11 protein-coding genes are annotated in these 13,004 nt (G+C 73.5%); 6 read left to right on the top strand and 5 right to left on the bottom strand.

Going from position 1 to position 13,004, the window contains the following annotated elements; all coding sequences use genetic code 11:
* Window positions 1–19: 19 nt before the first annotated feature.
* The 4 genes from ACPYN7_RS09580 to ACPYN7_RS09565 form a co-directional block, all read right to left on the bottom strand.
* Window positions 20–1,651, bottom strand: coding sequence for a peptide chain release factor 3 (locus ACPYN7_RS09580; RefSeq protein ID WP_424347486.1), 1,632 nt, complete (start codon window positions 1,649–1,651; stop codon window positions 20–22).
* 93 nt (window positions 1,652–1,744) lie between these two features.
* Window positions 1,745–2,980, bottom strand: coding sequence for a heparan-alpha-glucosaminide N-acetyltransferase domain-containing protein (locus ACPYN7_RS09575; protein ID WP_424347485.1), 1,236 nt, complete (start codon window positions 2,978–2,980; stop codon window positions 1,745–1,747).
* 153 nt (window positions 2,981–3,133) lie between these two features.
* Window positions 3,134–4,414, bottom strand: coding sequence for an MFS transporter (locus tag ACPYN7_RS09570; protein WP_424347484.1), 1,281 nt, complete (start codon window positions 4,412–4,414; stop codon window positions 3,134–3,136).
* Window positions 4,415–4,417: 3 nt separating this feature from the next.
* A complete protein-coding gene (locus ACPYN7_RS09565; protein WP_058875076.1) occupies window positions 4,418–4,777 on the bottom strand; it encodes a universal stress protein in 360 nt (119 codons plus the stop codon).
* A 319-nt stretch (window positions 4,778–5,096) separates the two neighbouring features.
* On the opposite strand from ACPYN7_RS09565, the gene ACPYN7_RS09560 reads away from it, so the two are divergent.
* The 5 genes from ACPYN7_RS09560 to ACPYN7_RS09540 all read left to right on the top strand — a co-directional run bounded on the left by ACPYN7_RS09560 (window position 5,097) and on the right by ACPYN7_RS09540 (window position 9,544).
* A complete protein-coding gene (locus ACPYN7_RS09560; RefSeq protein ID WP_424347542.1) occupies window positions 5,097–6,053 on the top strand; it encodes a tripartite tricarboxylate transporter substrate binding protein in 957 nt (318 codons plus the stop codon).
* Window positions 6,053–6,625 (top strand): tripartite tricarboxylate transporter TctB family protein, encoded by a 573-nt coding sequence (locus ACPYN7_RS09555; RefSeq protein WP_058875074.1) that lies wholly within the window; start codon window positions 6,053–6,055, stop codon window positions 6,623–6,625. Before ACPYN7_RS09560 ends, ACPYN7_RS09555 begins: the two co-directional genes overlap by 1 nt.
* 1 nt (window position 6,626) lies before the next feature.
* Entirely contained in the window at window positions 6,627–8,132 is a 1,506-nt protein-coding gene (locus ACPYN7_RS09550; protein WP_424347483.1) for a tripartite tricarboxylate transporter permease, read from the top strand.
* Window positions 8,133–8,366: 234 nt separating this feature from the next.
* Window positions 8,367–8,903 (top strand): RNA polymerase sigma factor, encoded by a 537-nt coding sequence (locus ACPYN7_RS09545; protein WP_424347482.1) that lies wholly within the window; start codon window positions 8,367–8,369, stop codon window positions 8,901–8,903.
* A complete protein-coding gene (locus ACPYN7_RS09540) occupies window positions 8,900–9,544 on the top strand; it encodes a methylated-DNA--[protein]-cysteine S-methyltransferase (RefSeq protein ID WP_424347481.1) in 645 nt (214 codons plus the stop codon). The genes ACPYN7_RS09545 and ACPYN7_RS09540 overlap by 4 nt, the downstream gene beginning before the upstream one ends.
* Window positions 9,545–9,562: 18 nt before the next feature.
* Here the strand turns inward: ACPYN7_RS09540 and ACPYN7_RS09535 are convergent, their stop codons facing one another.
* Window positions 9,563–11,059 (bottom strand): amidase, encoded by a 1,497-nt coding sequence (locus ACPYN7_RS09535; RefSeq protein WP_424347480.1) that lies wholly within the window; start codon window positions 11,057–11,059, stop codon window positions 9,563–9,565.
* Between the two features lie 134 nt (window positions 11,060–11,193).
* Between ACPYN7_RS09535 and ACPYN7_RS09530 the strand changes: the two genes are divergently transcribed.
* The gene (locus ACPYN7_RS09530) at window positions 11,194–12,978 is read left to right on the top strand and encodes an N-acetylglutaminylglutamine amidotransferase (protein ID WP_424347479.1); all 1,785 of its coding nucleotides are present in this window, start codon (window positions 11,194–11,196) and stop codon (window positions 12,976–12,978) included.
* Window positions 12,979–13,004: the final 26 nt, after the last annotated feature.

Here is a 13,004-nt window from a genome sequence, read left to right as displayed (position 1 = left end):
GTGCTCCCGCCGGGGACGCTCAGTCGAGGGCGCCGCCGATGGGCTCCAGGGCGGCCTCGGGGGCATGGGTGGCCACCCGGCCGAGCTTCCACTTGTCGGTGAACACGGCGATGGGCTCGCCGTCGGCCCGCCGGAGCACCTCGGTGCCGGGGATGCGGTTGAGGGCGTCGGGGTCCGGGGCGACCACCCGCCGGGCCAGGGTGTAGGGCAGGGGCTCCAGCCGGACCTGGGCGCCGAACTCCCGGTCCATCCGATCGGCCACGACCTCGAACTGCATCGGCCCCACCGCCGCCAGCACCGGCGCCTGGTCCCCGCGGGCCTCGGAGCGCAGCACCTGGATGACGCCCTCGTGCTCGAGCTGGGTGATCCCGCGGCGGAACTGCTTGGCCCGTCCGGCGTCCACCGCCCGGACCACCTGGAAGTGCTCGGGGGAGAAGTGCGGGATCGGCGGGAAGACCACCGGGGCCCCCGTGTAGACGCTGTCCCCGGCCCGCAGCGCCGAGGCGTTGACCAGGCCCACCACGTCCCCGGGGAAGGCGGTCTCGATGGTCTCCCGGTCCCGGCCGAACACGTGGTGGGCGTACTTGGTGGCGAAGGGCTTGCCGGTGGCCGCGTGGGTGAGCACCATCCCGCGCTGGAATACCCCGGAGCAGACCCGCAGGAACGCCACGTGGTCCCGGTGGGCGCGGTCCATCCCGGCCTGGAGCTTGAACACGAATCCGGAGAACGGCGCGTCCACCGGCCGCAGGGCACCGTCGGCGTCCGCCCGGGGACCGGCCGGGGGTGCGAGGTCGACCAGGACGTCGAGCAGGGCGGCCACCCCGAAATTCAGGGCGGCGGCGGCGAAGAGCACCGGGGTGGCCTCTGCGGCCAGGAACGCTCCGGCGTCGAAGGCCCCGTTGCCCTCGGCCACCAGTTCGGCCGTCTCGACGGCCTCCGTCCAGGCCGCACCCTCGAGCCGAGCAGCCTCGTCGGGTCCGAACACGTCCACCTCGGCCAGAGCGGCGCCGGAGGCCACCCGCCGGTACCGGGTGTAGGCGCCGGTGCGGGGATCCACGGTGCCGCGGAAGTCCCCGGACAGCCCCACCGGCCAGGACAGCGGCACCGGCACCCGCCCGGTGCGCTGCTGGACCTCGTCCATGAGCTCCAGGGCGTCCTTGCCCGGACGGTCCCACTTGTTGATCACCGTGATCACCGGCAGGCCCCGCCGGCGGCAGACGTCGAAGAGCTTCAGGGTCTGGGTCTCCAGGCCCTTGGCCGCGTCGATGAGCATCACCGCGCAGTCCACCGCGGCCAGCACCCGGTAGGTGTCCTCGGAGAAGTCGGCGTGGCCGGGGGTGTCGAGCAGGTTGAAGACGGTGTCCCGGTAGGTGAACTGCAGGGCGGCAGAGCTGATCGAGATCCCCCGCTCCTGCTCCATCTGCAGCCAGTCGGAGACGGTCGCCTTCCGACTGGCCTTCCCGTGGGTGGCACCGGCCTCGGCGATGACGTGGGCGTGCAGGGCCAGCGCCTCCGTGAGCGTCGACTTGCCCGCGTCCGGGTGCGAGATCACCGCGAACGTCCGCCGCCGGGTGGCCTCTTTCACGACATCCTCCGGGGTCGGCCCGTCGAGAACGCTCGGGGAGGTGCGTGCTGATTGCTGTGCGGCCATGCCCACGACTCTATCTTCGCGTGAAAGCAGGGTTGTCGGCCTGACGTCTTCCGCCCCTGACGAGGGTCGGCGCGCGGACCGCCCACGGGAGGATCACCGGCGGGACCGTCGTCCGGGCAGGGCGAGATCGCGGCCGGCGTTCGCGGCGCGGGCCACGACCCGCTCCAGGGGACCGCGCCCGAAGGAGCGCTGCCAGGCCACGGCGAACAGCGCCGCGACCGTCACGTGGATGAGGAACCACAGGAGCGGCACCTCGTAGTGGAGCATGGCGGCCAGGGCCAGCAGGTGCGCGGAGTAGAGGGTCAGGGTCATCGACCCCATCGCGCTCAGCGGCAGCAGCCAGGAGCCGGCCCGGCGCGCCAGGAGGAGCAGGGCGCCCAGCACGGCGGTGCCGGAGCCGAGGTCCTGCAGGATCGCCACCGGGGTGTTGGTGTGCGGACCGGGGACCAGCAGCCACCACCAGGAGGTGTCGGGCAGCACCGGGTCCGGGCCCCAGACGATGATCTCGTCGATCCGGTCCTCGCTCAGCCACGGGGTGGAGCTCATGAGCTGGTCGTAGCCCCCGCCCTGGAGGATCAGCACCCAGTACACCAGCCACGCGCCCACGGCCAGGGCGAGCCCCGCCCACAGCAGCCGGCCCTGGACCCGCGCGGCCCGCAGGTTCAGCCGGCCGACGGCCAGGCCGGTGAGCAGGTAGGCCAGGTACGGGACCGCGGGATAGGTGCCGGTGAGGAGCACCTGGGCCAGGACGGTCCCCGGCTCGGCGAGCACGTCGGCGAACGTCGGGTTGTACACCTCGAACGCGGGCAGCACCCCCCGCAGCGACTGCATCAGCACGGGCCCCAGCAGGGCGGCCGCGGCGGCGAGGCCGAGCAGCGCACGCACCGGCAGGTGCAGGAAGGGGATGGCCAGCAGGAAGAACATGCCGTAGTAGACGAGGATCCCGTACGCGGGCGGGTCCGCCGGCATGACCTCGTTGACCAGCAGTCCCAGCACGGTGATCAGCACGGCCCGCACCAGCAGTCCCACCCGGTCCGCGGTCATCGCCTGCCCCCGGTGCGGAGTGCGCCCGCCGGAGGAGAGGGCCAGGCCCACCCCTGCCAGGAGCGCGAACAGGGCCGCGGCGCGGCCCGCGAACAGCTCCCACTGCAGCGTGGGACCGTAGTTCTCGGGGTCCCACGCGGGCAGGATGTGGATCGACATCATCCCGACCAGGGCCAGGCCCCGGGCGGCGTCGACCCCCGTCAGCCGGCGCCGGCGGACCAGCGGCAGGGCCGGGCCCTCCTCGGCGGTTCCTGCACGGGGGGCAGGGTGGTGGACGTTGACCATGGCGGCGCGTTCCTTCTGTCGGACGTACCGGCGGGCTCCCGCCCGCCGGTCCGGACCCATCGGTCCTTCTCGTCCTCCAGCTGACCAGGCCGGATTGTGCCGCTCTTGTGGCCTTCCTGTGCCGGGGCTGTCGACGCGGCCCGGCCCGCCCGGTCAGCGCCGCACGGTCTTCTCCAGACCGCTGACCAGCAGCACCGCGCACGTGAACCAGATCGCCCCGGCCGGTCCGAGCGGCGCGGCCACCAGGCCGGCGAGCAGGGGCATGGCCACCTGGCCCGCGCGGTTGCCGACGAGCCGCACGGCGAGCGCCGAGCCCCGCCACGCGGCGGGCACCGCGGTGGACACCAGGGTCATGGTGATCGGCTGGCCCAGGCCCAGGCAGAAGCCGCCCACGAAGAGGAGCAGGGCGGCGAGCCACGGCACCGTGATGACGGCCGGCGGCACGGCCAGGGCGCACCCGGCGCCGTAGAGGCTGACCAGCAGCAGGACGCGCCGGGACATCCGGTGGGCCAGCCACGGCAGCAGGACCCGGGAGAGGATCGACGCGCCGCCGCGCACGGCCAGCAGGACGCCGATCCACGCCGGGGAGACCCCGGCCCGCTCCCCCACCAGGGGCAGGAAGGCGGTGAGGATGTCGAGCATCGCGAGCAGGGCCAGGGACGCCAGCATGTGGGACGGGACGGCGGGGACCCGGAGGATCCGCACCATGGAGGCGCGCGGCGCTGCCCCCGGGACCACCTCGAGCTCGTCGGTGCCGGGAGCGGCCTGCTCCGCGGCAGCGGCGTCGTCGTCGTCCCGGGCGGGTCGGCGGGCGGAGCCGGCCGCGGATCCGCCGGCTCGCGGGCGCACGAGCATGACCGGCGCCACGAGGAGGGAGAGACCGGCCCCGATCCACAGGGACAGCGTGATGTCGGCGACCCGCTCCGGCGAGGCGACGTCCCCGCCCGCCCCCAGCAGCACGCCGGCCAGCAGCGGTCCCACCAGCTGCCCGGCGGAGAAGGCGGCCGTGAACCAGCCGAAGCCCTTGTCCAGCTGGTCCGGCGGGGAGAAGCGGGCGACCGCCGACTGACCCGCGATGGTGAACACCAGGTGCCCCATGCCGAGCAGGGCGCTCGCCACGGCGACGAGCGCCACGCTGGGCGCGAGGGCCAGCGCCACCGCGCCGAGGGCCAGGACCAGGGCGCCGGTGACCACCATCGTCCGCAGGTCCCGCACCCGGTCGGTCATCCGGCCCAGCCACATGGCGGTGACCAGGGGCAGCACCGCGTAGGCCGCCGTGACCAGGCCGACCGTCACCGAGTCCGCGTCCAGGGACAGCAGCTTGTAGGTGGTGACGGGGCGCACCAGGTTCAGGGCGGTCTGCGTGAGCAGGGCCGCGGCCACGAGGAACCACAGCCAGGCCCCGGACCGGGCCCCCGGGGCGGTCGCGGCCACGCCTCAGGAGCGCCGGGGCTTGACCGCGATCACGGGGGCGTTGGCCTCGAGCAGGATCTGCTGGGCCGCGCTGCCCAGCAGCAGCTTGCCCACGGGGCTGCGGTGCTTCACGCCGATCACCACGGCGGAGGCGTCCACCTGCTCCGCGGCGTCGAGCAGCTCGCCCACGGCGTCCCGGTTGCGGGTGTCGGGGGTGCGGAAGGTGACGGGCACGCCGTCGAGCTCACCGGTCTCGGGGTCCAGCTGGGCGCCCTCGAGGTTGAAGACCAGGAGCTCCTCCTGGCGGCGTCCGGCCTCCTCGACCGCGGCCGCGAGCGCGGCCTCGCCCTCGGGGGTGCTGGTTCGGGCAACGACGACGGTCATGGGAGCCTCCGCGGTGGGATGGGGATGTCGGACGGGCAGATCGGCCGGAGCAGATCGAGGGACAAAACGAGGTCCACCCTACGGCCGAACGTGTGAGGAGCGTCTCTGCCGGCGTGAGCAGAATGCGCAGAACCAGCACAACGATCACTACGCACGAAAGGGCGATCAACGGCCGACGCGTGATCCGGGTCACTTATCGTCGGTGCAGCGGCTCGGACAGAGCCATGCACCCGCACCCCACGACCCAGGAAAGTGGATTCCCGTGAGCTCACCACCAGACCAGGCCCAGCCGGGCACCCGGCGCCGGCACCCGGTCGCCATGACGGTCTACGGCCTCTTCGCCGCCGCCGTGATCGGCGTGGCCGCCTTCTTCTCGTTCCAGTCGGCCACGGCCGGCTCGGACGTCCGCTCGAACCTCACCCTGATCGCCCCGGCCGGCGCCGGCGGCGGGTGGGACACGTTCATGCGGGAGCAGCAGCAGGCCATGCGGGCCAACAGCCTGGTCAACAACACCCAGGTGGTGAACATCCCCGGCGCGGCCGGCACCATCGGGCTCGGCCAGCTCTCCACCATGGAGGGGCAGGCCAACACCCTGATGGTCACCGGTGCGGGCCTGGTCGCCGGTGTCGCCCAGCTCGACTCGGCCGTCACGCACGACGACGTGCGCCCGATCGCCCGGGTGGTCGAGGAGTACGACGTCGTGGTGGTCCCCGCCGACTCCCCGTACGGGACGATCGACGAGCTCGTCGAGGCCTGGCGGGCGAACCCGGCCGAGGTCGCCTGGACCGGCGGCGGCACCTTCGACCAGCTCGTGATGACCGAGCTCGCGCTCGTGGCCGGCATCGAGCCCTCGGAGACCACCTACATCCCGAAGTCCGGCGGCGGCGAGGCCACCCAGGCCCTGATCACCGGCACCGCGGACGCGGCCACCTCCGGGTACATGGACGTGGCCGACCAGATCGAGGCCGGCCGGCTGAAGGCACTGGGCATGGCCGCCCCGCAGCGCCTGGAGGGCGTCGAGATCCCGACGCTCACCGAACAGGGCTTCGCGGTGGACCTGGCCAACTGGCGGGCCGTCCTGGCCCCGCCCGGGATCACCGACGAGGAGTTCGCCGAGCTGCGGACCCTGCTCGAGGAGTCCGTCGCCACCCCGGAGTGGCAGAAGGCCGTCGAGCGCAACAAGTGGACCGAGGTGTACCTCGCGGGCGACGAGTTCGACGCGTTCATGGCCTCGGAGCAGGAGCGCATCGCCGAGCTGGTGGAGGAGATTTCCTGATGAGCACACCCACGTCCTCGCACACCGGCACCGCCGGAGAGCACCGGACCGACGTCCAGCCCCCGTGGGAGCAGCCGGAGACCCCGGCGACCTGGTGGAGCGGCCGCAGCGGCCTCGTGGTGCCCGCGGTGGTGGCCGCGTTCAGCACCTATCTGCTGATCGGCGCCCTGACCATGGAGATCCCGGAGGGCACCGACTTCCCCGGCCCCACGTTCTACCCGTTGATCCTGACCGTGGCCGGCTACGTCCTGGCCGCCCTGCTGGTGCTCCACTACCTGCGCACCCCGGAGCACCCCGAGGAGCTCTCGGCCCGCACCTGGCGCACGCACTCGGACTGGTCTGCCGTGGCCTGGTCCGCGGGCGGGTTCCTGGCGTTCGCACTGACGCTCGAGGTGCTGGGCTGGATCCTGGCCGCCGCCCTGCTGTTCTGGGCCGTGGCCCGCGGCTTCGGCAGCCGCCGGCCCCTCTTCGACATCTCGCTCGCTCTGCTCGTGAGCAGCGCGATCTACCTGGCATTCACCGTCGGCCTGGGGCTCAACCTCCCGTCCGGCATCCTGGGAGGCGGTTTCTGACATGGACGCACTCAATCTCTTGATGGAGGGGTTCGCCGGCGCGCTGACCCCCATGAACCTGCTGTGGGTCGTGGTGGGCTGCCTCCTCGGCACCGCCGTGGGCGTGCTGCCCGGCCTCGGCTCCTCGATGGCCGTGGCCCTGCTCCTGCCCATGACCTTCGCCCTGGACCCCACCGCGGCGTTCATCCTCTTCGCCGGCGTCTACTTCGGCGGCCTGTTCGGCGACTCGACGATGGCCATCCTGATGAACACCCCGGGACAGGGCTCGGCGATCGCCTCCACGTTCGAGGGCCACAAGATGGCCAAGGACGGCCGGGCGCCGCAGGCCCTGGCCACCGCCGCCATCGGCGCGTTCATCGGCGGCATGGTCGCCTCGGTGGTCGTGGTCTTCCTGGCGCCCCGGCTCGCCGACTTCTCCGCGAACTTCGGCCCGGCGGAGTTCTTCGCCCTGGCCCTGTTCGCCTTCGTCGCCACGTCCTCGGTGGTCTCCGACTCCGCGGTCAAGGGCCTGGTCTCCCTGGTCCTGGGCCTGGGCATCGCGACCGTGGGCATCGACGCGATCTCCGGCTCGGAGCGCTTCACCTACGGCTCCGCCAACCTGTTCGACGGGATCTCCCTGGTGACCGTCTCCGTGGCGATCCTGGCCCTCGGCGAGGTCCTGCACGTGGCGTCCCGGATCCGCCGCGACCCGGTCGCCCACCAGATGAAGGTCACCGGGCGTCCCTTCCTCTCCCGCGCGGAGTTCAAGGAGGCGGCTCCGGCGTGGGCGCGCGGCACCGCGATCGGCCTGCCTTTCGGCGTGATCCCGGTGGGCGGCGCCGAGGTGCCGACGTTCATGTCCTACGACCTCGAGCGCCGCATCGACCGCCGCCGCGCCAACCCCACGTTCGGCAAGGGCGCGATCCGCGGCCTGGCGGCCCCCGAGGCGGCCGGCAACGCCACCACCGGCACCGCGATGGGTGCGCTGCTGGCCCTCGGGCTGCCGGTCTCCGCGACCGCGGCGATCATGCTCGCGGCGTTCCAGCAGTACGGCCTGCAGCCGGGCCCGCTGCTGTTCGACCGGGCGCCGGAGCTCGTGTGGGCCCTGCTGGCCAGCTTCTTCATCGCGATGGTCGTGCTGCTGGTCATCAACCTGCCCTTCGCCCAGCTGTGGGCGAAGCTCCTGCTGATCCCCAGCCAGTACCTCTACGCGGGGATCATGGTGTTCTGCGGACTCGGCATCTACGCCACCTCCGGGGCGGTCTTCGACCTGCTGCTGCTGCTCGGGCTGGGCGTGCTGGGCTTCATCATGCGCCGCCACGGCGTGCCGGTGGCCCCGCTGCTGATCGGCATGGTGCTGGGCCCGCTGGCCGAGACCAGCATGCGCGACGCCCTGCTGTCCTCCAACGGCGACTACTCGATCTTCGTGACCGGGCCCATCCCGCTGGTGCTCTACGGCCTGCTGCTCATCGTGCTGGCGCTGACCGTCCGGTCCAAGATCGTCAACCGCGCCCGCCGGGACGTGTAGCCCCCGGTCCTGTTCCGCCCGCAGCGCCCCGTCCCGGAGATCCCCGGGGCGGGGCGCTGCCGCACGTCCGGCCGGACCCCGTGCCGCCGCACCGGCCCGCGGCCGCCGACGCGACGGCACGGGGCCGGGGCACGTCGCCGCCCGCGGAGCACCCGGCGGGTGTGGTGTCCGGCAGGATGGGAAGCACCGCCGCACCGATCTCACGTTCCGGCCGGCGCGTCCGTCTACGGGGTGATGAACACGAAAGAGCCTTTCGAGACGCTGGTGGCCCGGCACGGCCCCGTGGTGTGGCGGGTCTGCCGCGCCGTGCTGAACAGCTCCGCGGACGCCGAGGACGCCTGGTCGGAGACGTTCCTGGCCGCGCTGCGCGCGTATCCGGAGCTGCCGGTCACGGCGAACGTGCAGGCGTGGCTGGTCACGATCGCCCACCGCAAGGCCGTCGACGTCGTCCGGGCCCGGTCCCGGGCGGCGGTGCCCATGGCCTCGCTCCCGGAACCCCCCGCGCACCGGGACGACCCGCACGAGCACGACTCCCCGCTCTGGGCGGCCGTGGCCGCCCTGCCGCCCAAGCAGCGGCGCGTGCTCGCCTACCGGCATCTGGGCGGACTGCCCTACCGGCAGATCGCCGAGCTGCTGGGCGGCACCCCGGAGGCCGCCCGCCGGGCCGCCGCCGACGGCCTGGCCACGCTCCGCAGGACCCTCCCCGAGCCCCTCGCCGGGACCCGCCCCGGCACCCGCACGCCGTCCGACCGGACAGGAGACCACCGATGACCACCGCACCGCACCCCGCACCCCTGAACAGCCGTCACCGCGCACCCCTGAGCAGCCTTCGCGCCGGCACCCCCGTGCCGGAGACGGTGCTGCGGCGGCTGCACCGGCGCCTGGAGGACGGGGCGGCCGCGGCCGGGCTCCTCGACGTGGCGTACACGACGGTCGGCTCCCCCGTGGGCGAGCTGCTGCTGGCCGCCACGGAGCAGGGCCTGGTCCGGGTGGCCTACGCCCGCGAGGACCACGAGCAGGTCCTCGCGGACCTGGCCCGCCGGATCAGCCCGCGGGTGCTGCGGGCCCCGGCCCGGCTGGCACCGGCCGTGCGGCAGCTCGAGGAGTACTTCGCCGGCACCCGCACCCGGTTCGACCTGCCCCTGGACCGCTCCCTCTCGCACGGGTTCCGGCGTCTGGTGCAGGAGCACCTGCCCGAGATCGGCTACGGCAGCACGCAGAGCTACGGCGCGGTGGCCCGGTCGGTCGGACGCCCGCAGGCCGCGCGGGCGGTGGGCACCGCCTGCGCCTCGAACCCGCTGCCGGTGGTCGTCCCGTGCCACCGCGTGCTGCGCGGCGACGGCGGCCTGGGCGGGTACATCGGCGGGGCGGCGGCCAAGTCGGCGCTCCTCGAGCTGGAGGCGGCGGCCTGAGGACGCCGGGACTGCGGCTCAGAGCGGCGGCTCGAGGTCCCCGTACCGGGTAGCACGGTCGTAGGCGCGGGCCGTCCGCAGCAGCTCGACGTCGTGCCCGTGGGCCGCGACGAGCTGCAGCCCGACCGGAAGGCCACCGGGGCCGAAGCCGCCCGGCACCGAGACCGCCGGGCACCCGGTCGCCGAGACGAGGCTCGCCGATCGCATCCACTCGACATATGTCTGCATCGGCATACCGGCGACCGAGCGGGGCCAGCGCTCCTCGGAGGGGAACGGCAGCACCTGGGACGTGGGCGTCAGCAGCACGTCCCACCGGTCGAAGAACGCCCGCACCGCCTCGTGCAGGCGGGTGCGGGCCAGGGCGGCGTCCATGAGCTGCCCGGCCGTCAGGGCCAGGCCCCGCTCCACGTTCCAGATGATCTCCGGCTTCACGAGCTCCCGGTGCTCGGCGACCACGGTGCGCAGGTTCACGGCCATGTCGAAGGCCCGCGTCGTGTCGAACACCTCGTCGGCGTCGCGCAGGTCCGGGACGGCCTCCTCGACCACGGCCCCGAGTTCCTCGAACACCCGCGCCCGGTCGAGCAGCACCTGCACGATCTCCGGCTCCACGGGGACGCCCAGGCCGAGGTCCGTGCTCAGCCCGATCCGGACCCCCGCGAGGGGCCGGGCTGCCGGATCGGGCAGGCCCTCGGCCGCGAGCGCCCGGAAGCCCGTCCGCGGCACCGGGCAGTCCAGCGGGATCCGCGGATCGGGACCGGCCAGCACGGACATGGCCAGGACGAGGTCGTCCACGCCGCGGGCCAGCGGACCGGAGCGGCCCAGCCACGCCCAGGCGTGGCCGGCGGGAGCGGAGGGCACGACCCCGGCGGAGGGCCGGAACCCGGCGACGTTGCAGAACGCGGCCGGGTTGCGCAGGGACCCGCCCATGTCCGAGCCGTCCCCCAGGGGCTGGATCCGGGACGCGATCGCCGCGGCCGCCCCGCCGCTGGAGCCGCCCGCGCTGCGGTCGAGCGCCCAGGGGTTGTGCGTGGTGCCGAAGAGCTCGTTGAAGCTGTGGGAGCCCGCCGCGAACTCGGGCACGTTGTTCTTCCCGGTGCTGATCACCCCGGCCGCCCGGAACCGGGCGACGATCAGGTCGTCGTGCGCCGGGACGTGCTCGGCGAACACCGGGGAGCCGGAGGTGGTGCGGATCCCCGCGGTGGCGTGGGTGTCCTTGTGCGTCATCGGCACCCCGTGCAGGGGCGGGAGCTCGTCCGCGGGCGTGCCGGCGGTGAGCTCGTCGGCGCGGGCCGCGGCCTCGTACGCCTGCTCGCGGACCTGCGTGATCACGGCGTTCACGGCGGGGTTCACGGCGTCGATCCGGGCGAAGTGCGCGTCGAGCACCTCCCGCGCGGAGACCGTGCGGTCCCGCACGGCCGCCGCGAGGTCCCGGGCCGAGAGCCGGCAGAGGTCGCTGAGGTCGCCGGGATCGGTGGAGTCGCTGGAGTCGCTGAGGCTGCCGGGGTCGCTGGTCATACGGTCACCGTACGGCGACGCCCGGGCCCGGGCCGGGCATCCGGCGGCGTGCCCCCGTAGCATTGGAGGATGCTCTCCCTCCACGGACCGTTCCTCCCGATCCCGTCCCGGCCCCGGAGCGGAGGTGAGCGCTGATGTGCGGTCTCGCCGGTGAGATCCGGTTCGACGGCGCCGCCGCGGACCCGGGCACGATCCACCGCATGACGTGCGCCCAGTCCGGCCGCGGCCCGGACGGCTCGGGCGCCTGGGCCCAGGGGCCGGTGGCCATGGGCCACTGCCGGCTGAAGATCGTCGACCTGAGCCCCTCGGGCGGGCAGCCGATGGTCGACTCCCGGCTGGGGCTGTCGATCGTGTTCAACGGCATGATCTACAACTACCGGCAGCTGCGCGAGGAGCTGCGCGGGATGGGCTACGAGTTCTTCTCCACCTCGGACACCGAGGTCGCCCTGAAGGCCTACCACCGCTGGGGCCGGGAGTGCGTCTACCGGTTCCAGGGGATGTTCGCCTTCGCGATCGCCGAGCACACGAGCGGGCGCACCGTGCTGGCCCGCGACCGGCTGGGCATCAAGCCGCTCTACGTCGACCACACGGGGGCCCGGCTGCGGTTCGCGTCCACGGTGCAGGCGCTGCTGGCGGCCGGGGACGTCGACACCTCGATCGACCGCACCGCCCTGTCCTACTACCTCACCTTCCACTCGGTGGTCCCGGCCCCGCGCACCATCCTCAAGGGCGTGCGGAAACTGCCGCCGGCGACCGTGCGCACGGTCGAGCCCGACGGCTCGGCCTCGGACCACGAGTACTGGAACCCCCAGTTCACCCGCGACGAGGACCGCTCGAGCTGGTCCGAGCAGGACTGGGAGGACGGGCTCGTCGAGAAGCTGCGCACCGCGGTGAAGCGGCGCATGGTGGCGGACGTGCCGGTGGGCGTGCTGCTGTCCGGCGGGATCGACTCGAGCCTCGTGGTGGCCCTGCTCGCGGAGAGCGGGCAGGAGGACCTGCAGACGTTCAGCATCGGCTTCGAGTCCCGCGGCGAGGAGTCCGGGGACGAGTTCGAGTTCTCGTCCCTCGTGGCCCGCCGCTTCGGCACCGACCACCACCAGATCGCGATCGACGACACCCGCCTGGTGCCGGCGATCGACCGGACCGTGGCCGCGATGAGCGAGCCCATGATCAGCCACGACTGCGTGGCGTTCTACCTGCTCAGCGAGGAGGTCTCGCAGCACGTCAAGGTGGTGCAGTCCGGTCAGGGCGCCGACGAGGTGCTCGGCGGCTACCACTGGTACCCGCCGCTGGCCGACGTCGCGCGCGACGACGCCCGGAAGACCTACTCCGAGTCGTTCTTCGACCGCCCGTGGTCCCGGCTCGCGAAGGTCCTCTCCCCCGAGTGGATGGCGACCCACGACGCGCCGACGGCGTTCATCGAGCGCCACTTCGGCCGCCCCGGCGCGGAGACGGCCGTGGACGCCGCCCTGCGCACCGACTCCACGGTGATGCTCGTGGACGACCCCGTGAAGCGCGTGGACAACATGACCATGGCCTGGGGCCTCGAGGCGCGGGTGCCGTTCCTCGACCACGAGCTCGTGGAGTTCGCCGGGCGGATCCCCCCGGAGCTCAAGCTCGCCGACGGCGGCAAGGGCGTGCTCAAGCGCGCGGCGCGCGGCATCGTCCCGGACGAGGTGATCGACCGGAAGAAGGGCTACTTCCCCGTCCCGGCGATCCGCACCCTCGAGGGCGGGACCCTGGACCGGGTCGAGGCCGCCCTGACGGACCCGGCGGCGGTGCGGCGCGGGCTCTACAACTCGGAGGTCGTGGAGTCCCTGCTGGCCGACCCGAACCGGCACCACACGCCGCTGCGCTCCAACGTGCTGTGGCAGCTGGGCCTGCTGGAGATGTGGTTGCAGGAGAACGGCATCTCCTGACGGCCCGGCCCCGGGCACACGACGAC

Origin of the sequence: Kocuria sp. CH-021, from assembly GCF_049716185.1 — a bacterium.
Classification (GTDB): domain Bacteria; phylum Actinomycetota; class Actinomycetes; order Actinomycetales; family Micrococcaceae; genus Kocuria; species Kocuria cellulosilytica.
Note: the sequence above shows the minus strand (reverse complement) of the source record. Positions and strands in the feature narration are given on the sequence as shown.